General features: G+C 64.3%; 23 protein-coding genes. All 23 read right to left on the reverse strand.

Features of this window, described 5'->3' with window-relative positions:
* Window positions 1-27: 27 nt before the first annotated feature.
* The 23 genes from LZC94_47210 to LZC94_47320 all read right to left on the reverse strand — a co-directional run bounded on the left by LZC94_47210 (window position 28) and on the right by LZC94_47320 (window position 21,097).
* Complete coding sequence (locus LZC94_47210; GenBank protein ID WXB15399.1) at window positions 28-3,093, reverse strand: hypothetical protein; 3,066 nt, start codon at window positions 3,091-3,093, stop codon at window positions 28-30.
* Window positions 3,093-4,802, reverse strand: coding sequence for a hypothetical protein (locus LZC94_47215; protein WXB15400.1), 1,710 nt, complete (start codon window positions 4,800-4,802; stop codon window positions 3,093-3,095). Before LZC94_47215 ends, LZC94_47210 begins: the two co-directional genes overlap by 1 nt.
* Window positions 4,789-6,123, reverse strand: coding sequence for a tail fiber domain-containing protein (locus LZC94_47220; GenBank protein ID WXB15401.1), 1,335 nt, complete (start codon window positions 6,121-6,123; stop codon window positions 4,789-4,791). Before LZC94_47220 ends, LZC94_47215 begins: the two co-directional genes overlap by 14 nt.
* Complete coding sequence (locus tag LZC94_47225; GenBank protein ID WXB15402.1) at window positions 6,120-9,122, reverse strand: hypothetical protein; 3,003 nt, start codon at window positions 9,120-9,122, stop codon at window positions 6,120-6,122. Before LZC94_47225 ends, LZC94_47220 begins: the two co-directional genes overlap by 4 nt.
* A 249-nt stretch (window positions 9,123-9,371) precedes the next feature.
* A complete protein-coding gene (locus LZC94_47230) occupies window positions 9,372-9,716 on the reverse strand; it encodes a hypothetical protein (protein ID WXB15403.1) in 345 nt (114 codons plus the stop codon).
* Complete coding sequence (locus LZC94_47235; protein WXB15404.1) at window positions 9,713-10,396, reverse strand: hypothetical protein; 684 nt, start codon at window positions 10,394-10,396, stop codon at window positions 9,713-9,715. Before LZC94_47235 ends, LZC94_47230 begins: the two co-directional genes overlap by 4 nt.
* 4 nt (window positions 10,397-10,400) lie before the next feature.
* Window positions 10,401-10,601, reverse strand: coding sequence for a hypothetical protein (locus LZC94_47240; protein ID WXB15405.1), 201 nt, complete (start codon window positions 10,599-10,601; stop codon window positions 10,401-10,403).
* Window positions 10,601-10,978: a hypothetical protein gene (locus tag LZC94_47245; GenBank protein ID WXB15406.1), complete on the reverse strand. Its 378-nt coding sequence runs from the start codon at window positions 10,976-10,978 to the stop codon at window positions 10,601-10,603. Before LZC94_47245 ends, LZC94_47240 begins: the two co-directional genes overlap by 1 nt.
* A 2-nt stretch (window positions 10,979-10,980) precedes the next feature.
* Window positions 10,981-11,484 carry a hypothetical protein gene (locus LZC94_47250; GenBank protein WXB15407.1) on the reverse strand — a complete coding sequence of 168 codons (504 nt, stop codon included), beginning with the start codon at window positions 11,482-11,484 and terminating at the stop codon, window positions 10,981-10,983.
* A 1-nt stretch (window position 11,485) separates the two neighbouring features.
* Complete coding sequence (locus LZC94_47255; protein WXB15408.1) at window positions 11,486-12,817, reverse strand: hypothetical protein; 1,332 nt, start codon at window positions 12,815-12,817, stop codon at window positions 11,486-11,488.
* Between the two features lie 30 nt (window positions 12,818-12,847).
* A complete protein-coding gene (locus tag LZC94_47260) occupies window positions 12,848-13,870 on the reverse strand; it encodes a hypothetical protein (GenBank protein ID WXB15409.1) in 1,023 nt (340 codons plus the stop codon).
* Window positions 13,867-15,846 (reverse strand): hypothetical protein, encoded by a 1,980-nt coding sequence (locus LZC94_47265; protein WXB15410.1) that lies wholly within the window; start codon window positions 15,844-15,846, stop codon window positions 13,867-13,869. The genes LZC94_47260 and LZC94_47265 overlap by 4 nt, the downstream gene beginning before the upstream one ends.
* On the reverse strand, window positions 15,846-16,088 hold the full coding sequence (locus tag LZC94_47270; protein ID WXB15411.1) for a hypothetical protein: 243 nt from the start codon (window positions 16,086-16,088) through the stop codon (window positions 15,846-15,848). Before LZC94_47270 ends, LZC94_47265 begins: the two co-directional genes overlap by 1 nt.
* A gap of 17 nt (window positions 16,089-16,105) precedes the next feature.
* Complete coding sequence (locus LZC94_47275; GenBank protein WXB15412.1) at window positions 16,106-17,728, reverse strand: hypothetical protein; 1,623 nt, start codon at window positions 17,726-17,728, stop codon at window positions 16,106-16,108.
* On the reverse strand, window positions 17,725-17,907 hold the full coding sequence (locus LZC94_47280) for a hypothetical protein (GenBank protein ID WXB15413.1): 183 nt from the start codon (window positions 17,905-17,907) through the stop codon (window positions 17,725-17,727). Before LZC94_47280 ends, LZC94_47275 begins: the two co-directional genes overlap by 4 nt.
* Window positions 17,908-17,909: 2 nt before the next feature.
* The gene (locus LZC94_47285; protein WXB15414.1) at window positions 17,910-18,140 is read right to left on the reverse strand and encodes a hypothetical protein; all 231 of its coding nucleotides are present in this window, start codon (window positions 18,138-18,140) and stop codon (window positions 17,910-17,912) included.
* Entirely contained in the window at window positions 18,137-18,592 is a 456-nt protein-coding gene (locus LZC94_47290) for a hypothetical protein (GenBank protein ID WXB15415.1), read from the reverse strand. The genes LZC94_47285 and LZC94_47290 overlap by 4 nt, the downstream gene beginning before the upstream one ends.
* Window positions 18,589-19,125 carry a 3'-5' exoribonuclease gene (locus LZC94_47295; GenBank protein ID WXB15416.1) on the reverse strand — a complete coding sequence of 179 codons (537 nt, stop codon included), beginning with the start codon at window positions 19,123-19,125 and terminating at the stop codon, window positions 18,589-18,591. The genes LZC94_47290 and LZC94_47295 overlap by 4 nt, the downstream gene beginning before the upstream one ends.
* A gap of 3 nt (window positions 19,126-19,128) precedes the next feature.
* Complete coding sequence (locus LZC94_47300) at window positions 19,129-19,617, reverse strand: hypothetical protein (protein ID WXB15417.1); 489 nt, start codon at window positions 19,615-19,617, stop codon at window positions 19,129-19,131.
* Entirely contained in the window at window positions 19,617-20,279 is a 663-nt protein-coding gene (locus LZC94_47305; GenBank protein ID WXB15418.1) for a peptidoglycan recognition protein family protein, read from the reverse strand. Before LZC94_47305 ends, LZC94_47300 begins: the two co-directional genes overlap by 1 nt.
* Window positions 20,279-20,452: a hypothetical protein gene (locus LZC94_47310; protein ID WXB15419.1), complete on the reverse strand. Its 174-nt coding sequence runs from the start codon at window positions 20,450-20,452 to the stop codon at window positions 20,279-20,281. The genes LZC94_47305 and LZC94_47310 overlap by 1 nt, the downstream gene beginning before the upstream one ends.
* Before the next feature lie 7 nt (window positions 20,453-20,459).
* Window positions 20,460-20,888, reverse strand: a complete 429-nt coding sequence (locus tag LZC94_47315) for a hypothetical protein (GenBank protein ID WXB15420.1) — start codon at window positions 20,886-20,888, stop codon at window positions 20,460-20,462.
* Window positions 20,888-21,097, reverse strand: coding sequence for a hypothetical protein (locus tag LZC94_47320; GenBank protein WXB15421.1), 210 nt, complete (start codon window positions 21,095-21,097; stop codon window positions 20,888-20,890). Before LZC94_47320 ends, LZC94_47315 begins: the two co-directional genes overlap by 1 nt.
* Window positions 21,098-21,156 lie beyond the last annotated feature (59 nt).

Below are 21,156 nucleotides of genomic sequence, written 5' to 3' on the forward strand. Positions count from 1 at the left end.
GGTTCGCGTAGTGCAATTGGGACTCGTTCATGCAGCCTCCATTCTATCCAGTGGCGTGGTTTCGTCGGCGAGCTCGAGGGGCCGTCGCGGTTTGGGCGCCGGCGGCTCGGTGCTGGCGTTGGGACCGGCGAGATTCTGCTGCAGCTGCTCGGCCATCTTCGGGTCGTGTGATGGGTCGGTCGCGACACCGAGAAGCACATGCAAACGCTGGCGTGCTGCGAACGCGAGCGGATCGCCCGCGGCCTGCCGATCGAGCACCACTTCGAGCGCCTGCCGCTGGAGTTGCGCGAAAACCTCCGGCGAGACGATGCGCAGCGCTTGCGATTGAGCCAGCGTCATCCGCCCGCGTTCGATGCTCCTCAGCGCAGCGAGAGGATTGCGCGCGACCCCCGCGACCTCGACGAACTTCTTCATGTCAACCGCGGAGGCGCGTTCGGGCAGATCGCGCCCTAACGTTGGCCGCTGATTGAGCGGCGAGGGGGCAGCGTTCATCGTGAACGCCGCGGCGCGCACCGTCGCAGCCCCGAGTGCAGCTGAGATCTTCGGCATGTGCTCGTTGGTCGCGCCCGCCCGCTCGACGAGCGCGCGCTGATTCTCGGCGAGAGACGCGACGAACTTTTTGGCCTCCTCGTACCGCTCCCGCAGCGACCGCGGCGTGGCCGCGGGCAGCGAGCGATAGGGATGCTCGGTCGGCCCGAGCACGATCGCACGTGCGCTCTTCTCGATCTGCTCGTCGACCGTCTTGATCGCCCGGCGTGCCCGAACGAACGCTGCGGCCTTGTCCAACGCGGCTGCAGCGATGGCATTGCCCCGAGCTCGCCCGAAGTGATTGATGCTGCCCAGGAGCAATCCGCCCGGCACACCGCCCCCCATGATGCCGGCGAGGTAATCCGACGGCGACAAGTTGCGGTTCGTCTGCATGCGCGCCGTCGAATCGTCGGCAGCGCGTTGAGCGAGCGATAGGGCTTGGTAATCGCGTTTGAGTTCGCGCAGCTTTGCGGATGCCTCCGGTGTGCCCGCAGCCGTCGCCGCCTCGTCAAAGGCCGTCATGATCTTGTCCTCGAGCCCGCGGCGAATGTCGCGCAGCATCGCGACGCGCGTGTTCGGGTCGAGCGCCTTCGTCTCCTGGTACACGAGGCGGTCGAGCGCCTTCCGCTGGGCGAGTGCGTCTTGGATGGTGATGGGCACCGAGTCCAGGCTCGGCCGCGGCTCGATGGCGATGCGCGCGTCGTAGCTGGGGACCTGGAAAAGGAAGTTCTTCCCAATCGGGCGTCCCTTGTATTCCAATCGCGCGACATCGGGTGCGCCTTCCAATGCCGCGCTGGCCATGGCTTCGGCTTCCGCGGGAGGCACCCTCCGGCTGAGAAGGTATTCACGGAGCTGCGCCTGCATTTCTGGACCGCGCGACTCGGGCCACGAGAATCCGTATTTGGCTTGCGTATACTTGGCGACGGGCGTGTGCGTGGACGATGTCACGCGCGAGATGCCGAGATCGCGATAGGCTTCCGCCGACGAGCGATGAATCGAATCTGCGATGCCCTGCCCGTGAACGGACTTGTCGAGCTCGAGTAGGTCATGGTGGACGGTGAGGCCCTTGTCCGTGCGCTTGAACGTTCGCTCGAATTCGCCGACCTGCTTTCCTTCGCTGTTGAGAATCGCCCCCTCAACCCCGAGCTCGCCGTCGAGGGCGGTGAACTTGCGAATCGAGCTGCGATAGCCGGGCGGGGGCTCCCACATTCGTTCCCACGAACGTGCATCCGGGACCTTGCCGCGGAAGACGGCATTCGCGACTTCGGACACGTCCTTGGGATAGGGCATGTTCGCCTTGAGTTCACGCGCAGCGTCCTGAAGAGACCCGCCAAACGTGACCCTTGACGCGGCCGCCGCTTCGGCCTCTTCTCCCAACAGGTGCGAACGTAACGAGGCTCGGTACTTCTCGAGAGAAGAGACGACCCCGTCGTAGCCGGCCTCCTTGCGCACGGGGGCGATGACCTTTTCGATCGCGTCGTCGACCTGCCCCCAGGTCATTTTACCTTCCGACGAGGATTGGAGCTCGCCAAGGAGGTCTCCGACACGCTGCACCGCCTCATCCAGCTTGTCCGAGATGGCCCCTACATGCCCCTCGCGCGTCGCGCGGGCGAGATCGTTGCCGGTGATGTCGTATTTTTTGAGGACCTGGCCGACACCCTCGGTGCCGCCTGGCACGCGCGCGAGGGCTTCTTGCGTGTATTTCTTGAGCGGGTCCAACGTCCGCCAACGCTGTTCGTTAGCCATCCCTTCGAGCTTGTCGGCGTTTCGCTCGATGACCTGAGCCGCCAGCGTCGACACGCCGCGAGCACCGCTGCGCGCAAGCGACGTGGCCGCGCCGAGCCCCCCGCCCAGCAGCGCGCCGCCCTCCGCTCCATCGGCGGCCGCCGCGAAGATCTTTTCCGCGGAGAGCTCGGGCGATGCCGAGAGCAGCTCTTCGTTCAGCTCGCGCGCCGCCGAGTAGAAGCTCGTCTCGGCAGCACCCCGCGCGCCGAGTTCGGCCCCAGCGGCAACAGCGCGCCCCAAGGCGCCGCGCGTTGCCAATCTCCCGAGAGTCGCGCGGGCCAGCGCGCCGGCCGCCTCGCCCGCTCCTTCGACGACGCCGATTGGCGAAAACCGCGTGGCCACCTGTCCCGCTCGAGCGAGCGCGGAGCCGCCACGCGCCGCCGCCCCGAGTTCGCCGGCGACACCTCCCGTCGCGAGCGAGCCCACCACCATCCCGCCCGCCTCGCCGATGGCCGACGCCGTGGGATGCTCCGCTTCCAGCCGTTTGCCCTCGTCGATGAAGTCCTGAGCCGAGCGCTCGCCCCACTCGGGGTTTCCGAGCACCTTACCGAGCAGCCGCCGCCCGCCGACTTCGATGGTATCACCGAAGCCGGCTGTTTCGCCGCGCAGCGCGCCGCGCGCACCGGCTTGGATCGCTCCTAGCAGCCCCCCCGATTGCGGGTCGCTCGGGGCGGGCTGGTAGCCCTGAGCCTGCGCCTCTGCGAGATCGGACGCGGCGATCGATACAAGCTGGCCGCTGGGATCGTAGACCTGAACTTGCGGCGTTGTGGGCTCCGGCATCAGCGTTTCACCGGCGTGGTCTGGATTTTCGATGGGGTGACGCGTTGTAGGTTCGACAAGAACCGCTCCGTAGCTTCTGGCCCGGCTCCCGCGTGGATGGCATTGGCCTGGGCCTGGAGTTCACTTCGCATTACGGCGATGGTGTTCGCGCGCGCCTCCGGGGTTCCAGCGCCGTCGAGCATCGCATCGAGGCGCTCTCGCTCCTCATCGCTCATGCCAGCACCGGTGATGGCGTTCCTGATGCCCGCCTTCACCTTGTCCCAATTTTGCTCACGCTTGCCGGCCTCCGATCCGTAAACGGTCGTGTACCCGAGATCTCCAAGAGCACCACGGACGGTGCGCCCGGTGATGCCAATACCCGCTTGCGCATCGGGATTCTGCGCCGAGGGAACCATCGATTGCGCGGCGGCATCGAGCGCCGCGAGCCGCTCGGGAATTTTGGCTCGCTGATACTCCTGCGCGATGAGCTTCGTCCCCTCGTCCGTCCTGGCTCCATCTTTCATCGACGCGACGTCGAGTCGATTCTGCTGCTCGCTCGCCTGTTCCCCCCGCTTCTCCAATGCGGCGAACGCTGTCGGCCCGCTCACGGGAACCGGATTGCCTGGGATCATGTACTGCGGCGCCGTCTTCTGGGCCGCCACGTACTTCAGGGCAGCCTTTGCACGAAACTCGTCGGCATCCGCAGACATTGAGGCCTTCAACTTGGCCGCGTTGGCGTCGATCTCCGGGATCTTGAGCGATGCCGCGATCTGGTCGGCACGTGAAGCGACGCGCTCGCGCGCCGCAGCGGCATAGACGTCCTTCGCTGAGTCGAGGCCAATTTGGTTTGCCAAATTGTTGAATCGCTGCTGAGCGGAGTCGCGAAGCGCTAGCTTGCGCTGAAAGTTCATTTGCTTGGTTTTTATGTCCGAATCGATCTGCGATTGCAGGATCTGCATGGCGCTGTTCTGCCCTTTCGTGAGCGACGCTCCGAGCTGGCCGAGCCCCAAGGCGAGCGCCATACCGATCTTTCCTCCAACGCTATTATCTGCCCAGAAGTCGGTGTCCTTCGTCGCGGCGATATCGGTGGAAGCTTTGCGCATATCGTCGTTTGCCGCATCGAGCCGTTGCTGTTCGAGTGCGCGCGCCTGTGTGGCGGCGCGCATCTGCGCTTCGGCCTCGTCTTGTCGTACGGTCGCCGCCATCGCTTGTTGCGTGGCGGCCTTCTTCTCGAACTCGCTGGCGACCTCGAGACCGTGTGCTCGTTCTTGCTGGGCCTTGTTGAGCAGCTTAAGCTGCGTTTCACCCATGGTGGGCACCTCGCGCGCCGGGGTCGTCCCGCCGCGCATCATCACGACACCCGGTGGCGGCGGCGCACCACTGCCCGGCACGGTCGGCGGGGGCGTGGGCGCCTGGCTCGCGTAGGACATATTTGGGGTGCTCAACGCCGGCGGCTGCACGCTCATGCCGCCGGCGTCATGCGGCGGTCCGGGTGACTCGAGGTTCCACGGGAGCTGCAGATCCGCACCGGGTCCACCAAGCGATCCCGCGGCACCGGGACGAGGAGGTGGTCTCGGTGTCGGTAGCGGCATCTCGATGGGTGCCGGCGCCGGCGTCGACATCTGCGAACTCACCGGCGGCGTGTACGACGCGTTCTCGGTGGCCAGGGGCTTGTAGAGATCCGGCATGCCTTTGAGCACGTCGGCGATGAACTGGCTACTTGCGGGCATGTTTCGTCCCTTTCTCGAGCTCCGAAATGCGCTCCCCGAGTCGAGCCACGGCGGCGAGGGTGAAGCCCGTCGCTTTGGGCACGCTGAGCATGCGGAGCCCCGAGCCCGGCTCGTGCACGACGACGCGTCGGCCCGCGCGCGACCGTTCGAGCTCCTGAGCGAGGATACCGATCTGGGGCCCTGCGTCGCCGTGGCCTTCCTTGTACTGGAACGAATATGGCCGCATCCTCGAAAGTGCGTCGTCGATTTCGGCGTCCGCCGTACGGATCTCCTTCTTTGCGCGCGCGTCCGACTTAATGAGCGCTCCAAGGACTGATCCTGCGACGGAGGCCGCCGTGCCAAGCCACGTCTTCGTCTCCTCATGTGACTGCTGACGGTTCGCGAGTGTCCACCCTCGCTCGGCGGCTTCGCGCGTGAGGTTCTGCTCTTCTCCCGCCTGCATCAACCCGTGTTGCATCGTGTAGAGCTGTTGTTGCATTCGCTCGTACTCACTCTGCTGCCCAGCCGCGGCCTCCTGCTGCGCCGCCTGGAGCTGCGCGGCCTGGTAGTCGCCACCGCGAAGGGCGCCGGCCAATTGCCCATACTGCCCCATTGCTGCAAGCTGCTCCTGCGCCCGCAGAAGCGCGCCTTGCTGGACGGCGTTCTGTTGCAGGCCGGCGGCCGCATTCGCCGATGCCGCTTGTGCAGCCGCGAGATTCGCACCACCGCCCCGCGCGGACGCTGCAATCGATGCTTGCTGCTGCTGCGCCGCCGTGAGCCCCTGGAGCATCTGTTGCTGCGCGACGCTCGGTCCCGTACCCGCAATTTGGTTCTGCAGGTACTGAAGTCCCTGCATCTGCTGCGCGCGGGCCTGCTGCGCTTGTTGCATAGCTTGCCCGTACTGCTCAGCGAAGGCGCCTCGCTGCGTGCGGGCCTCCTGCGCATAGCCGCCGTAACGGGCCGCCTCGCTCTCGGCGAGGCCAGCTTTGCCGCCATATTGGTAGGCGTCCGGGTTGTAGATGTACTTCAGGTCACGCTTATCGGTACCGGGCCTAGGCGCCTGATACCGGGAAGGATTGCCCGGCGTGACTACCTGCCCGGTCGATGCGATGCCCTGTACGGACGGTGTCGCCCCGGGCGTGGGACTGGGGTATCGAGGCCGCTCGTCGGGCGCGAGCCCGCCGTCGGCGCGTGCCATGTCGTCGTCGAGTGTCTCGCCGGCAGTCCCGTGGTCGAGCGATTCGCCGAGGGTTTCGCTCGGCTCGTCCTCGTCGTCGAGCGTTTCGCCCATCGACTCGCCGTAATCCAGCGTCTCGCCCCAGATATCGGACATCGTCATCATCCTTTCTGAATCGCCGGAAGGCGAATCGTCTTGTTGTCCAAGGGATCCACCTCCACCGCCAAACCAATGAACGCCGCTCCACGCCCCGTACCGACAGGGGCGCCATCGGGTGGAGCATCCGCGATGCGCAAGCGCATCGACATCGCCTTGTGCACCGATACATTGTTCATCACCTGCGCATCGGGGCCGCTCCACGAGAACGTGTCGAATGCGCTCGACTCGTAGTCCTTGAACCACGATAGCGTGAGCGAATTCGGCGTGAATCGCTCGGCCAATAGCGTCCACTTCTTGAAGCCCACGTATCCCTGCAGCCCCGCGGGGTGCACCTCGGCGAGGGTCAGAGCCATTTGCGTCCACGTGCCATCATCGAGGTAGTTTTGCGACTCGAGGAACAGCGTTTGCGTACCAATGTCCGGGCGCAAGAAGTAGACGCGACCGCGCGATGCTACCTCATTGTGGAGTGCCAACGATGCCGATTGGGGCGTATCGGCGTTGAGCTCCGAGAACATCGCATCGTACGACCAGCGATCCGTCGCGTAGTCGTAGACGAGCCGCACGCCGCGCAGCACGCCCGACGCATCGGGCACCGGGTGGCGCACGCAGAACGTGACGTAGCGCCCCTTGGGATGCAGGCAAGCGCTTGTGACCTCCGGGAACGCGGCCAGGAGATCGCGCACCCGTGCTCCAACCGGCTCGGGACTCACCGAGCGCCCGCGCGTCATGAGCGTAAGCCCGACCGCCGACTGGAACATCGTGCCCATCGGCGTATTGACCACCGATCGCTGGTCCACCACGCCGTAATCCGTGGCCACTCGGTTCGGGGTGCCCAGATCGTTCGCACCACCGGCGTCATTGGGACCGTCGCCCTGCAACACGTAGATTCGACGTGGCGTCGCGATGTACAAGGCGTCGTCGAGCGCCCAGAGCGCGGTGATGCTCTCGTCGTCGTCGAGCGGTACCTCGAACGCGTCGGTGAACGAGATGGCCTCGCCGGCGACGAACGCCTTCGAATAGCTGACCGTATTGCCGTACGCGATCCACGAGCGATTCCTGTACGTCGCGACCGACGTGAACCCCGCGGGCATCACGTTCGGCAGCACGCCGCCGAGCGTGTAGAGGCGATCCGGTTGGACCTTCGGCGTTCCAAGCGGCACGCTCGCCGCGAAGTCGGCCGCCGTGTCCGTGATGGTGATGAAGGGGCTCGTTACGCTGTTCTTCGGCGTCTCGTTGTCGGAATGGACGCGGTAGAACGTAAACGGATCAACGTCGAGCGGGCCAGCACGATAGACGACGAGGCGCACGCCGTTTGAGACCGCCACGACGGAATCGTTGTCCTGCTTCGTCGTGATCGTGAGGCACGGCGCCCTGAACACCACCTGGCCCGTGCTCGTGCCGGCCGTACCGGGGGTGGTGACGATCGCGACGTCGCTCGGCTGCGAACGCTCGACCGCCCCCGTCGCGTCGACCCACTCATACAGCACGCGGTAAGCGTACTGCTTGCCGCACTGCAGATTGCCGCCGGTCGCCGACAGCGTGAAGTCGCTGATTTGCTGCGGCCAGTACACGAACGACAGTTCGGCCAGCCGCTCGCCGTCCCAGCGAAAACCCGGAGTCATGATCAGCGAGCGCCCGAGTTCCGCAGCCACAAATCGATTTGGTCCTCCAAAACTGGCTCGCACCGCCTGTAGTCCCACGCGCGTGGCGGCATTCTTCCGGACGATGCAGTCGGTCACCCAATCGCCATTGGGCAGGGCCACCGCGTTCGGCGGAGCAAACACCGGGAAGCTGGCAGGGTTTCGTTGGCCCCGATAGCGATTGTCGGGCACCGCGTAGCGCGGCGCCTGCCACGTAATGGGTCGCGCGACGTACTGGCTCGACGACGTGTCATCGCACCGCAGGTCGACGAGCACGAACGTGTATTGAAGCGCCTGCTCCGACGTTGCTGGGAATGTACCGGCTGCGCCCGTCGACATGTACGCGCCGCCGACATAGCACCAGGCGTACACGCGCACCGGGTCCGTAGACGCAACGAAGGGCAAAGAGCCCGGGATTGCCCAATACGTACGTCGGTTGGCGACACTGGCGTTCCCGGCAATGGTACCCGACGTGGTGACGACGGGTGCAGCCATCCACGACTGGGACGCATCAGCCCGCGTGGCCAAATTATTGCGGAGACCGAGCAGTACGACGGCTTGGGTGGGGGTGATCCTGCAAATTCCCGTCGTGCAGTGCTCACCCAATTGTCCGCCGTGAACGACGAAGGGCGCTGTCGTCTCGCTGGTGAGCGCAGCGTTGAATCGACTCGCGCGAACAGTGATGTTGTTCGATGCATCGATGTTGCACCACGCAATCCAAACGCCTTCGTTCGCCGTGGCGGACACGGAGAACTCGCCCGAGATCGTGCCCGCGGGTGCGGCATAGGCGCTGTTCATCGATGCGACGCTGGCGCCCGTGGACGGAGTTACCTTGAGCACGCGGATCTTGTTACCCGTCTGCTGATAGGCGACGTAGGCGAAGCTTCCGTCGCTCCCCATGGCAAAGATGGGGAAATTTCCCCCGGGGGCTGCATCGCTCACGAGCGCGAACGGCGTATTCCACGCCAGCGCGTTGGCATTCCAGGTCTGGCACATGATGTTTTGGGCGCCTGACGCAGACCAGCACATGATGACCTGGTTGCCACATGCGACGATTCGCGGATTCCACACGTCGGAGAGGACGGTGAGCCCTTGCGAGCTCAAAATCTCCGCACCGGTGTCGGTGTCCTCGACCGTCCAAAAAATATCAAATCGAGGTACGGATGGATCTGAGCGGTCGTTGGCGGCCCAAACGTGAAACAGCAGACCGTCCGTCGAATAAGCGACATCCGGTTGCGACACGAAGTACTGGGTGGTGTCGACCGAGCGTGAGGAGCTGACTGCCTCGGGGACCTTCCCACGGTCGACGAGGCGAGACTGCCCGCGTGCCGTCGACAGCGTGCCGATGCGGTAGCCGTCCGTCACGAGGAGCTCATCACGGCGCGCGATTACACGGCCTTGCCCCGGCTTCATGGCGTAGAAACTCGGCGTCGCGAACGTGCTCGCAACCGACTGAGAGCCGGGACGCTTGTCCACGGCTCCGAGACGCGTGTAGCGCACATTGCAAGCCGAGATGACAGCAGGCGCAGCGAGCTGCCGCGGATGCGCGCGCTGATCCATCCCTCCATCGAGCGGCAGATGCAGCGTTTGGGTGTTCGGCGATCCGGTGGCCATTTACGCGACCCGAAAGGTGGCGGTGCAGGAAAAATACGATGCGATAGTGATCGTGAGCGAATCCCACGCCACGCGGCGGAACGCGCCGAAGCCGTCATAAGTACCCAACGAATTCGGCGGTCGCGTGGTGTCGATGGCGGTCCACTCGACGGGCTGGCGTTGCAGTTTGTGCTCGAGGCGGATCGACTGTCCGCCCGATGTGAACGTGATGGGGCCCACGATCGTGCTGGTAATGGGCGCTTGGTTCGCGACCTGGCGCGCTTCGTTGGTCGCTCCCTGGAGAGAGTCCAGAGGGCGGTCGTCGAAGTGCTCGCTCTTGGCGGGGAGTCGCGTCTTGGGGATCATCGACCGAACCTCCTAGATCGGCACCACGTGTCTCTTCGAACGTCGCTCATGCGCGGTGGCTCCGCCGTCGTGCGCATCGCCTCGAGCGCACGCATCTGGTCTAATTTCTCGGCCATCATGCCGGTGAGCGTGTCGCGCAGCTCCCAGTCACGATTTTTGATGGCGATCACTCGTCCCGCCCACGCGACGATGTACTCCTCGAGCCCATTGATGCCATCCACCTTGTCCGTGTCCGCGACGAGCTTCACGGCCGCACCGATGAAGCGCACGAAGAAAACCTGCTGCGCGGTCGGCGCGGGTCGAAACGCGATCGTGTCGGCCTGCACACGGTAGCTCGATTCGACGTCCCCCGAAACGGCGTCGCTCAGTCCGTCGGTCTCGAACTCCTCGAACGTTCGAAGCACGCACTCGACTCCGCCGTCCATCGTCCACACCTTGACGACCGAAAGCCACCGCGTGGGCAGCGGATACGTCGTCTGGCCGGCCACCGTCGTGATGGTGGCCTGCTCCTCGCCGAAACCTTGACCACGACATCGCACCAGTTCGGTGTGGTAGCTTGCAATGCCCTCGTTAATCGCGACGTTGAGCTCCGTGTCGGGCGTCCGGCGCGTGGCGTTCTCCTCGTCGATGCGCCACCGCACGCGCTGTCGCAGCTCCGCCAAAGAAACGTTCCGCGCCATATCCCTACTCCTCTTCGTTCTGGTACTTGCCGAGGCATTCGCGGATCGCGCTCTTCATGTGTTTCGCGAATGCCTTCGGGTCCTTCTTGTTGAGCGCCTCGTACGCCATTTGGAGGTACTCGTCCTCGAGCGCTTCCTCGTCGCTTGCGCCCTTGGAGGCCGGCTCGCGAGCCAACCCCTTGCCGAGCAGGAGGAGCCCTTTCATCAGAACGGCAACCCCAGCTCGTCGAGCTTGAATTTGAGGAAGACAACGTCGCCCGGATTCGGGTCGGTCGCCGTCGACCCGTTGAGCGTTTCAACGACGACGATGGGCGAGGCGCTCACGTTCTCGGTTCGAAGCGTGGGGACGAGCGCAACACCCGCCGGACGCTTCATGCCGGGCTCGAATCCCACTAGCCCCAAATAGAGCTGGTCGAGCGTGATCGTGTACTGGCCCGGGCCGGTCCGCCGCGGAGGCTTGCCCTCCTCGGTGCCCATGCCCCGGAACGTGGAGACCGAACCACCCGGCCCGATGACGAGCGCCAACTCGAGCGCGACCGTGCCCGGGTTGAGATCGCGAGCCAATTGCGTTTGCGCGCGCATGGTCAATCCTCCTCGAGATCGAGCCCCACGTGGAAACTCGAGGTGGGCGCGGAGAGCGCTACGCCGGCGCCCGACTTGGCAACGGCGAGCGTGAGCAAATCGCCTGCGTTGAACCGGATGTTCTGCTGGGAAATATTCAGCAGCGGAATGGTGTACGGCACGAAGGCGCCGAGCGGCCCCGTGCCCCCCGACGCGCTCGGCAAGATGGCGATGTTCGCGATCGGCAGCGACACGTAGTTCGGCGCGGTACGACGGAGGAAAATTAGCGAGGCGAAGTTCGTCCCATCGGCTGGTATCGCCACCGGAGCGGTGAGCGTGATGGCGCGCAGCACGCCGTCGCGCAGCACGTGCAGGATGATCGACTCGCTCAATGGCGCATTGGCCGCGCCGTTCACGAAGTCGTAGCCGTACGTGCGGGACGAAAGGAGCTTGCGCACCTGGTCCTGATTGAGGTCCGTCACGCTCCCGCAGACGGCCGCCTTGAACTTCTGGACATCGAGTGCCATATCAGGCTCCTTCCGCGTGTTGAAGGGTGGCGGTGTATGCAGGCATCTCGTTGTACAACTCGTGATCGCCGACGAAACGTGACTCCCACGAGTCGGCATTTTCCTCCATCATGGGATCCTCGACGAGTTGAACAAGCTCGTTGGTTAGCGCGAGAGTCCAAGTATCGAGTTGCGTCATTAGCGAGCGCCCTGTCGGACAATCTGGATCGGGAAAAACGTCAATTTCCCCAGCCGGTCCCATGATGACGATTGATTTATAGGTGGCTCCCGGTTTGTATTTGCCAATACCGGCAGCAGGTGTCGTATTGTAGGTCAACGACCCTGCGGCAGAAAGCTCGACGCGCAGCTTATTCCAATCGAACGTGGACATCAGCCATGTATCGGGCTTCGCGCCCGAGTCAACGAGTGCCGTCGCTGCGAGCATGCCGCATTGAAAGATGCCGCCGGCGCGTCGTCCGTCGATGCGCATGCCCGCATAAATGTCACTGTCGGCCGAGCGTTTGGACCTGCTGCCGAGAAAATTGTCCGGGATAGGAAGGCCAGTAACCGGATTGATACCACCAGGCTTGCCCGGTGGTATCCAGCCCTGGATACCAGTCACGACATTTCCGAATACACCGCGCCGAAAGATGAAATCGTTCGCGGTAATCCCTTGCACGACGGAGTTGAGAGATGGCTCCTTGATGACGATCGTTCCCCTCGTGTCTCCAGATCGAGAAATCTCCTCGATCGTCACGAAGCCATTGTTCACGCCACCGGCGACGCCTCCGCCACCACCAGGCAACGGCGTTCCCGGGTCGATGCTGCCGTCGTTGCCCGTGGCGAACCACAATTTTTGGTACCGAGAAAAGAAGCGAACCTTCGACGGGTCACGCAGGCGGAATGTTCGCGAATTCGGGTCGAAACCAGTGGGGTCGATCTGACCGATAGACCCTCCGCCGTTTCCGTAGAGGAACGCTGACATTTCGCGTTTCCATTGCGAGATTGAATTTTTCGATTCACGCGCATAGGGTTTAACCAGCAGAGCTCCGTTCTTCTTCGACTGGCGTATAATGCGCCCTTCGATGGAGAATATGGCATAGAGGGTCTTTGCGCGAATTGTGAACTGGTCGGCCGTGCTCGACGTTTTGCCTTCTTTCGCGAACTGAAAAACCGGCCCAACGCCCTGCGGCGTACCCGTCCCGAAACCGATATGCCAGTTGTCCTCGTTGAAATCCGTCCTCTTTTTGAGAAGTCCGAGAAGAGGCGATTCTGCGACCAAATACTCGTTGATATCCTTTTGCGGCCATAGGTCGAGGCCGACATTCGATGTTCCAGATGAAAGAGCAGGCATTTGCGTCCCTCGTGTGGGGGCGCGCGAACCTCAAGTCGATCGGCGCGCCCGCTGTTCCGCGCGGCGGATCCGCTCATCCCACGACAGCCTGGGACCATCGGTCTCCAGCGTCGTGCGGTCGGACCCGTCGCGATTCGTCAACGTTTTCGCCTGCTCTTTGGCGCCGTTACCGCCCTTGCCTGCGGGCCCCGTGCTCTTGCTGCTATCGTTACGGCCCTGATCTGCGGGCTCCGTGACCTCGTCATCCGTGTAGAGCGCGTGCTCGGCTTTGAGCGCTCGCTCGACGCGTGCGATGACGTGGTCGAGATTGAAATCTACGCCGAAGGTAAGACCCTCGCCACCACTTTCTTCGGACCCGCACATGCGCTCGACGATGGTGTCGACCCTCTGCATGAGGGCCTCGGGCGCCTTGCGCATGATGCGAGCCGTGTAGGGAGCCTCGACGGCCACCTCGGTGATGCGCGAGTGAAGCGCCCGCTCGACCTGCGCTTGCAGATGCTCGGTGTGCAAGCGCTTGTTCTCCGCCTCGAGCGCATCGATGCGTGCCGTGATGGGGTCGAGCTCCTTCTTCTGACTCCTGGCCGCCGCGAGCTCGGCGCGCTTCGCGGGGTCATTCTGCTGGTGCAGCCACTGCGTGAGCTTCTCGTACCCAACGCGCTGCTCCAATGCCTCGAGTAGACGGTCGGGGTCGCTGAATATGGCTTCGAGGTCCGCCGCCTTCTTTCCCGCGTCCGCAACGCGCTCACGCTCGGCGGCGAGCTCGCGCTCCTGCCGCGCGACGGCCTGTCGCCGGCGACGCGCTTCGCGCTCGAGTGTGGCGACACGGTCGAGGCGGTCGTCTGCGGCCGGCTCGTCAGCCGTGGCGGTCTTCGTGACTTCGAGTGGAGTCGCGGGCGTCTCCGCCGCACGATCCACTGAGCCGTTCTCGCTGCCTTCGTCCTGGACGTCAGATGATGTTTCTGTCGATTCCGCCGAAAGGCGTTCGAGGAGTGCCGCGGCGCGCGCGTCGACCCGATCCATCACACTCGAAGCGGACGTCTGTTCGTCGTTCATGCTGCATTACCCATGGGCATGGGGGGCTCGCCCATCGGCGGCCCCGGTGGCATTGGCGGGCCGCCAACCCCTGGTGGTGGCGGCATGGGCGCGGACATCTCTGGAGGTCCGGTAGGAACCTGTTTGGCGTTATCGTTCTCGATGAGCGCTTCGCATTCCGCGATGAACTCACGCAATGCATCGAGGTTGTACTCGTCCACGCCATGCGTCTCGGCCTGATTGAGCCTCTGTTGTGCACGTCGCTGCGCCCAACGAAAGTCCTGGTAGGCTGAAGGAAGAGCCTTCGACTTCGCGACATCGACTTCCCGCTGCCCTTCAGCGTCGAGAATCAACTCGAGTTTCTCGTCGATGTTCAACCTGTCGGCGGTTTCGAGATCGAGCTCGGCCCCGAGATCGGGCGCGTCGAGCTGCTGAAGAAACGTCTGCCGATCGATAATCTGCGCGTCGAACAGCTCACGCAATTTTTGCAAGCGTGCACCGAGCTGCTGCGGCAACAGCGACGTCGGGAATACGCGCAACATGAAATCATTGAGGCTGACGTCTTTCCACGAGAGCTTCAGCAGGCCATCGCGCATCGGCACGCTGATAGTCATCTCGCCGTAGTCGGGATCCGCGGCAATCTGCGCAGCGAGTCGCAAGAAGATTCGAGCGAGCTGCAGGCATGCAGCCTCATAAGCTCGGCCGAAGATCACATGGCGCTCGTCCTCGATGTCGTCGAGCGTTTGGATCGCGATGCCGCTGGTGATGCCGGGCTGTTTCATGCCTTGGGTCGATGTCGGCGTGAGCCCGACCTCGCCAAGCGCGTCTTGCGGCATCTCGCGATCGCGCTGGTAAACCTGGGGATGCACGGGCGCCGGCGTGACGAACATCGGCGGCGAGTTCGCCTTGTACGTCACGATCGGGACGACGCCGTTGGTGAACGACGTGTCCACGATGTCGGCCCCGAGCGGTTTCAAGATCATTCCGCCACCGAGCATGTCGTGGCTGTCTTGAATCTTGGAAAACTGCTTGTTGATCGCGTATTGCCAGCCTTCCAGCATTTCGCAAAGACCAACACCCCAGAAGCCGGTGATCGGATCGTCGAAGTTCAGAATGGCGAACGGAAATTCCGTCTCGCCCCAGGGTTCGCTCAAAAGCTCCTTGGATGCATCAAGCAAGGTGATGACGTGACGGCCGGTGCATCGGTGCTCGACGGACTCGGTGCCCGAGTGCGCCTCCTCGTTCGCGCAGAGGTGCCATGCCTCGGCGATTCGTACGCGCGAGACCGTGGTGTCCACATCCCCCTGCCAATCCCATTCGTCCGCGCGTGATGCCCCCGCCGAGGTGTAGATCGCTGCGACCTTTTCCTCATCGTCGGCGAACATCTCGGCCGCTACTCCGGCGTCGATGCTCCGCACGTGATACAGGCTGCGCGGCTCTCCGTATCGTGCGTCCCAATCGTCGCAAAGCAGCTCCCAAGGATGCACACGCTCGACGCGGATTTTGGAGCCGGTGCGAAACGCTTTGAGGACGCCGCGCCCGAAAACGGCCGCGTCTCGGACCCAATTCTTCGAATGCGTCTCGAACACCTTGGCCTGGTAGAAAACGCCCTCCAAAAATTGGGTCATTTTCCGTGCGCGCTTTTGCTCTTTCCAAGAGCCTCTGGACGTGAGGCATTGGGGGAGCGGGCGATGCTTGGCCGTCTTCGCGCGGATGGTATCGACTGCCTGTCGGCATACGTTGCGCGGTAGTGCACTCGGGACGTACCGCCGACTCGCACTGGACGCCATGCCCGCCGCGCTCGACCCGCCGCCGTACATCTCGGCGTGCAGGAGGTCGCTCTCGCGGCGCCAACCGTAGCGCTGCTGGATATGGCTCACGACCGTGGCTACCATCGGTCCCTGCTCGCCCTCGGGAGCGGTCCACCAATTCATCGTGGCACCACCCCGCTGCGATTCGTGCAGCACCTCGTCGACGCGGATGCGTCTCTTTGCCATCAGCCGATCTCCCGGAGACTGGAGACCGCGCCGAGGATCATCCGCCGGCGCTCCACGATCGGATCGACAGGTTCCGCCTTTTTCGACTTGCGCGCTCGCGTCGGCTCGGCCTCTGGTTCGGGTTCGGCGGGGAGCTCACCGAGCTTCGCGTAGACGAGGCGATCACCGAGCTCGTTCCAGCGCGCCTCGTCGACACCGTGCTCGCGCATGAATGCGACCTTTTCGTGCCAGTCGGCAGACATGTCAGGATTATGTCAGCTTACCGTCGGATGCCAAGGCGATTCTCACCGGCGCGAAGCGCCGCGCGTCGCTTTGCGCGCTCGGCCTCCTCCCACTCGGGGGTGCCGGGCTTGGGGACGCTCGATTTCGCCGCCTCGCCATAAAGCTGGTAGACGGCCAGCATGAACGCCGCGGCGATGTCACCGTGCGACCCGTCGGGCCACAACGGCAGATGGATCGTCATCCCGCCGCCGGCCGTGGCCTGGCCCTTCACCTCTTTGAGCTGTTTCACGAGCCGAGTTACGACGGTGGCGAACTCGGGCGGGAGCGCCCGAGGGTCGGGGAGCCGCACGCGCCCGTCCCGCATCAGCGTGCGCACGCGGACCGCCACATCGCTCGGCGATGGGGCATCGACGAGGAGCAGGTCCCCCAGGTGCTCGACGACGGCCTCGCGGTAATGGCCGTCGGCCATCGTCGTGGAGACATTCCGCGCGCGCAGCGCTTCTCGGAACGTGGCGACCGTGTGGCTCACACGCAGCGGCTTGCCCGGCTCGGGACGGAGCTCGGCGGCGTATCCGAGCACGATCATCCCCAGCACACGGTACGTGATGCACAGCGCGCTCGAATTGGATCGGAACCCCATGTCGCTGCCGGCGCTCTTCTCGATGTCAGGATTGTCAGCATGCGCCAACGTTCCGAACCAAGGCACCTCGATGAGGCACGATTCGATGAGCTCCTCCGAGAAGAACGTCGTCGCCGTCTCGGCCATCGGTTCGGCGTCGAACTCGCGTCGCGCGGTCTCGGGATCGTTCGCGCGCTCGAGCGCCACGATGTCCGCGGCCGCAGGGCGGAGCATCTCCGTGGTGGCGCGGGCGGCCACACCGCTCACCGGGTGCCCGAAGTTCTGCTTCCACTGCTCGTAGTGGTAACCGACCTTCGCCCATGCCGTCGTTTGCGCAATAGCTTGCCCCCCTGGGAGCACACGAGGCGCGGCCGCGGTGAACAGCTCCTTGTCGTTGACGACCTTCTTCTCGTCCTGAAAGAACGCCGCTTCGTCCATCAGGGCATCGGTGAACGAGCGCCCGCGGCCGCCGACCCCGCCGCGGTTGCACGTGCTCGCCTCGAAAGAGACCGTCTGCCCGTCCGGACGACGGATCGTGAATCCGCTCGGCGGGTGGTCGAGGCTGATTTTTCGAGGCCAGACGATCGTGGCCCAAAGCTCCGGACGCATGCTCATCGCACCGATCTGGTAATTGACGACCTGCTGGCGCTGCTCGTCTTTCGGGGCGATGGTGAGCGCCACGGCCCGCTCGCCCGGTGCCATTGTCGAGAGGTCGCGAACGAACGCGCCCCAGAGCAGTCGGAGCGCGCCAAGCACGTAGGTCTTGCCTCCCCGACCGCCGGCCAAGGTGAAGATCCTGCGGAGCATGATCGGCGGGATATGTTCAATCCCATCGAAGATGACACGCGCGATCTCGCGCTCCTCGCCGTCCAGATCCGCGGGCTGGACTCCGTCGTAGACCACGAGGCTGTAGACCCGCTGCGCGGGCGTGAGCGTTACGCGGAGCCAGATGCAGAAGTCCACGAAGCGCGCTGGTATCTCGAGCGGTGCGAGCCGGGCGGCGCGCTTGCGCGATTCGGCGAGCAGCGCGTCGACATTCACGTCACGCGTTTCAGTAGCGCTTTTAGCGCCTGGTGCTGAGCCGCCTCGATAAGATTTTCCATGCGCGCTCGCGAATGCCGCTCGAGAAGGATGCGGAGCCGCCGGTTATCATCGATGAGCCTTGCGGTCTCGACGTCGAGCTTCTTGCACTCGTCGAGGAGAGTCTCTTCGTCGGTCATGACTATGCTGTCCCCCGCTTTCCCTTTGGAGGCTTCGGCTCGTCAAGCTCGGGCAGCGGCTCGCCGTAGATGACCCGCGTCCACGGTACGACGGCGCGTGCTTCGCCCTTACGCAAGGCGACAACGTCGCCCTCCTTGGTGATCGCGCATCCAGCCGCCGCCGACAGCTCGGTGACATGAGCCTCTCCAGCGAACGAGATCGCCCTTTCGAGCGCGATGAATGAGAACTTCATGCTGCTGCCTCCAAGATGAGTCGGGCTGGCAGGTGCGGATCGAACCGCCATCCGCTCGGCATCGCACCGAACACTTCGATGTAGTCGGCCGACTGGAATGAGTACGCGACCCCGTCGAGCGGCATTGCGCCCAGCAGGGCGAGGAGCATCTCTTCGCGCCAATCAACGAACCGGTCCTTGACCATCACGTAGTGCAGGCGCCCGGCGCCCGAGCATGCAAATGCCCAGATGATGCCGGCGTTCTGCGGATCGCAGAGGACAAGCACTCGCTCACGCTCGAGCAGCCAGCGAACGACACCGTGCAGCTCCGTCCAGATGCGCGCCTTGTGCTCGCGCATGGTTTCGATGGCGGCGCGCTGGGAGAACTTCGAGCGCGCGAACGACTCGAGCCAGAGGAAGACGAGCCCGTCGTGGTCCGCCGGCGTGGCGTCGCGGAGTGTCCAGCGGGTCATCGCGTCGCTCGGTCCGCTAGAAACGCGAGCATCACCTGGTTATGCCGCGCATCGGCGAGTGCGTGGTGCTCTCCCGAGAGCTGTTTCGGCAGATCGTCGGACGATACCCCGAGTCGCGCCGCCTCCTGCTTGATATCGCGAGTGAACATCGGCACCGCGTTAGGTCGGTCGACCATTCGCCCCCAAAGCTGGGCGAGTGCCACATGGTCATAGGCCGTGTAATAGGCCCAGAGCTCGGGTTGCGGCGTCTGACGTATGAACGTCTCAACATCTGCTGCGATTGCGGCGCGCGCCAAGACCACATGGCTCGAGCGGTCGAGAACCCGGTGAGCGTTGGGATCGGGGCCAACCATCACCGTCGGCAAATGACTCAGTACATTGGCGGCCAACCATCGGTCGTTAGCCGCGCGCTGCCAATCGAACTCCGAAGAGACGGCATAGTATTCGCGCCCGTCTTCCGCGACCAAACCGATCGATATGAGGTCGATGGTCTTGCCGTTCTCATGAAATTCCGTGTCGTAAAAAATCTTCATCGTTCACGCTTCGCTCCCTTTCAAACGTTGGATAACTTGATCGATCAATGCTGGCTCTTTGGCGGTCATCTTCCGCAATTCTGCCACCAACGCTTCTAAGAGCTCGGCATCGCTCAACGAGCTTGGATCGCGCGTTCTGCGTGGCCGCGCGAGCCACCAATCACGCCATCGACGACGCTCGAGCCACCAGCCTGCCACCTTTGCACGACCGACTGCCTCGGGTGTACCACGTTTGATTCCCGCGCGGATCGCACGTTGAGCACGCGCCTCTGCGACCGCCTCGGCCTTTCGCGTTTGGGTGAGGAAGCTGAGATACGGCTCGGCTCCCTCGGCCCCTCGACGGAGCCAGAGTTTCATCGTGTCGTAGTGCACGCCCGCCATATCGGCGGCGTGCCGCATCGTGCTGCCACCTGCGATCGTCTTGTAGACGATCGCCGTGATGCGCTTGTTGAGCATCGTCGGCCGGCCCGGCGGCATCTTGCGCTCGTGCATCAACGAGCCTCCGACCAGTCGACGCGCTCGTAACCTGCCGCCGCCAGGTGCTCGAAGACCGCGTCACCAGGATCGCCCGCGCCGCGTGCCGCGCTCTGGTCTCGATGCCCGTAGACGCCGACGACGTCGCGGCCGCCGTGTTGCAGGACCGGTAACGGTCCGCGGTATCGGTCCGGGATCTGTCTCGGAATCGAAAAGCGCTCCGTGAGCCAGTCGACAAGCCGCACGACGGCGTTGAGCTGTCCCTCGTACAGCTCCGCGTCCGAGCCTTGCGCGATCTCGATCCCGATGGTGTGCGGGTTCACGCTCGTCGCATGGTACGCCTGCTCGGTCACGAGATCGGCGAGACACGCCACCGCCCCGTCGAAGTCGACGACCAGGTGCGCGCCGGCGCTCTTGCCGTTCGTGCTCCACCACGAGTTCACCGAGCGCGCCGTGCCTCGCGCAGGCCCGAGGCCGGGTAAGATCTTCTGCTGTCGACGGTCCGTGCCGCCGGGGATGCCGCGCGTGGTGTGGAGAACGAGCGCCCGGATCCAAGTCCCGGGCGGGCGCCGAGCGCCGTCCTCGCCGATCTTGAGCCGCAGCGCGGGATCGTCGTGCCACGACAAGCACTCGAGCCCCGGCACGAGCTCGGCGACGCCATCGAGGATCAAGCCAGGCATCAGCGTCCCTCGAGTTCGACGACGACGGCGTGGGACTCGCTCACCTCGGGCAGGATATCCTTCACGCTAAGAGAAAAAGTGTCCGTACGCCCGTCGGTCACGACGCGCAGCCACGCGGCGAACGGAGGGACCGTGTCGGCGAGCACTCGCAAGACGCCGAGGGCAATGCCCAATCCGAGGTCACGTTCCGGCATGGCAAAGCCTTCCGAGGCTGGCGCTCACACGGAGCGCGTCCTCGACGACGTTTGGGATTTTGCCACCGGATCGCACGACAGCATCGGTGACGTTGCGCAGTGCAACGGCAGCTTTGCCAGCGGCGCATAGCGTGCGCTGCTGCTGACCAGCGTCCCATGCGTCGACAGACGCCTCGGCCAGCAGGAGAGCCGACCGTGCAACGCCGTAACCGTCGTCGCAAGTCCGTGCGAGCTCGAGCGACTGGAGCTCGCGCGCGAGGTCGGCGCAAGTATGATCGGCTACCTTCACCGCCTCGGCGAGCGTGAGCACGGCTGCGCGTGCGGTATGCCGCTCGGGAAAGCGTGCACCAAATGCCGGCGCGCATCCGCCGAGGGCGAGCGCGCAGGCAACAATGCCGAGACCGAGGCGCCCCATCACGGCCCCTCGGGCGGGATCCGCTCGACGCGTCCCACGGGCGGAATACCCCGTGGATTTCGCTGCACGAGAGCCGGAAGCAGAGCGTGGATGATGTTCGTCGCGAGGGCGACGAACGCGGCGGCCTCGATTTTGCCGAGGCCGACGAGGACCGCGAATGCAACGACGGTGAGCGCAAGGAGGCTCGCCGGCAGTGCGGAGATCTTCATGTTTTTACTCCAACGGAGTGAATGGAGACGTCACCACTGATACGTCAAATTCGACGTAT

This window comes from Sorangiineae bacterium MSr11954 (assembly GCA_037157815.1).
GTDB classification, from domain to species: domain Bacteria; phylum Myxococcota_A; class Polyangia; order Polyangiales; family Polyangiaceae; genus Pendulispora; species Pendulispora albinea.

Excerpts from the sequence above, each read along its gene's own strand:
- LZC94_47210 (WXB15399.1), bottom strand. The coding sequence starts at position 3,093 with ATGCCGGAGCCCACAACGCCGCAAGTTCAGGTCTACGATCCCAGCGGC.
- LZC94_47215 (WXB15400.1), bottom strand. The coding sequence starts at position 4,802 with ATGCCCGCAAGTAGCCAGTTCATCGCCGACGTGCTCAAAGGCATGCCG.
- LZC94_47220 (WXB15401.1), bottom strand. The coding sequence starts at position 6,123 with ATGATGACGATGTCCGATATCTGGGGCGAGACGCTGGATTACGGCGAG.
- LZC94_47230 (WXB15403.1), bottom strand. The coding sequence starts at position 9,716 with ATGATCCCCAAGACGCGACTCCCCGCCAAGAGCGAGCACTTCGACGAC.
- LZC94_47235 (WXB15404.1), bottom strand. The coding sequence starts at position 10,396 with ATGGCGCGGAACGTTTCTTTGGCGGAGCTGCGACAGCGCGTGCGGTGG.
- LZC94_47240 (WXB15405.1), bottom strand. The coding sequence starts at position 10,601 with ATGAAAGGGCTCCTCCTGCTCGGCAAGGGGTTGGCTCGCGAGCCGGCC.
- LZC94_47245 (WXB15406.1), bottom strand. The coding sequence starts at position 10,978 with ATGCGCGCGCAAACGCAATTGGCTCGCGATCTCAACCCGGGCACGGTC.
- LZC94_47250 (WXB15407.1), bottom strand. The coding sequence starts at position 11,484 with ATGGCACTCGATGTCCAGAAGTTCAAGGCGGCCGTCTGCGGGAGCGTG.
- LZC94_47255 (WXB15408.1), bottom strand. The coding sequence starts at position 12,817 with ATGCCTGCTCTTTCATCTGGAACATCGAATGTCGGCCTCGACCTATGG.
- LZC94_47260 (WXB15409.1), bottom strand. The coding sequence starts at position 13,870 with ATGAACGACGAACAGACGTCCGCTTCGAGTGTGATGGATCGGGTCGAC.
- LZC94_47265 (WXB15410.1), bottom strand. The coding sequence starts at position 15,846 with ATGGCAAAGAGACGCATCCGCGTCGACGAGGTGCTGCACGAATCGCAG.
- LZC94_47270 (WXB15411.1), bottom strand. The coding sequence starts at position 16,088 with ATGTCTGCCGACTGGCACGAAAAGGTCGCATTCATGCGCGAGCACGGT.
- LZC94_47280 (WXB15413.1), bottom strand. The coding sequence starts at position 17,907 with ATGACCGACGAAGAGACTCTCCTCGACGAGTGCAAGAAGCTCGACGTC.
- LZC94_47285 (WXB15414.1), bottom strand. The coding sequence starts at position 18,140 with ATGAAGTTCTCATTCATCGCGCTCGAAAGGGCGATCTCGTTCGCTGGA.
- LZC94_47290 (WXB15415.1), bottom strand. The coding sequence starts at position 18,592 with ATGACCCGCTGGACACTCCGCGACGCCACGCCGGCGGACCACGACGGG.
- LZC94_47295 (WXB15416.1), bottom strand. The coding sequence starts at position 19,125 with ATGAAGATTTTTTACGACACGGAATTTCATGAGAACGGCAAGACCATC.
- LZC94_47300 (WXB15417.1), bottom strand. The coding sequence starts at position 19,617 with ATGCACGAGCGCAAGATGCCGCCGGGCCGGCCGACGATGCTCAACAAG.
- LZC94_47305 (WXB15418.1), bottom strand. The coding sequence starts at position 20,279 with ATGCCTGGCTTGATCCTCGATGGCGTCGCCGAGCTCGTGCCGGGGCTC.
- LZC94_47315 (WXB15420.1), bottom strand. The coding sequence starts at position 20,888 with ATGGGGCGCCTCGGTCTCGGCATTGTTGCCTGCGCGCTCGCCCTCGGC.
- LZC94_47320 (WXB15421.1), bottom strand. The coding sequence starts at position 21,097 with ATGAAGATCTCCGCACTGCCGGCGAGCCTCCTTGCGCTCACCGTCGTT.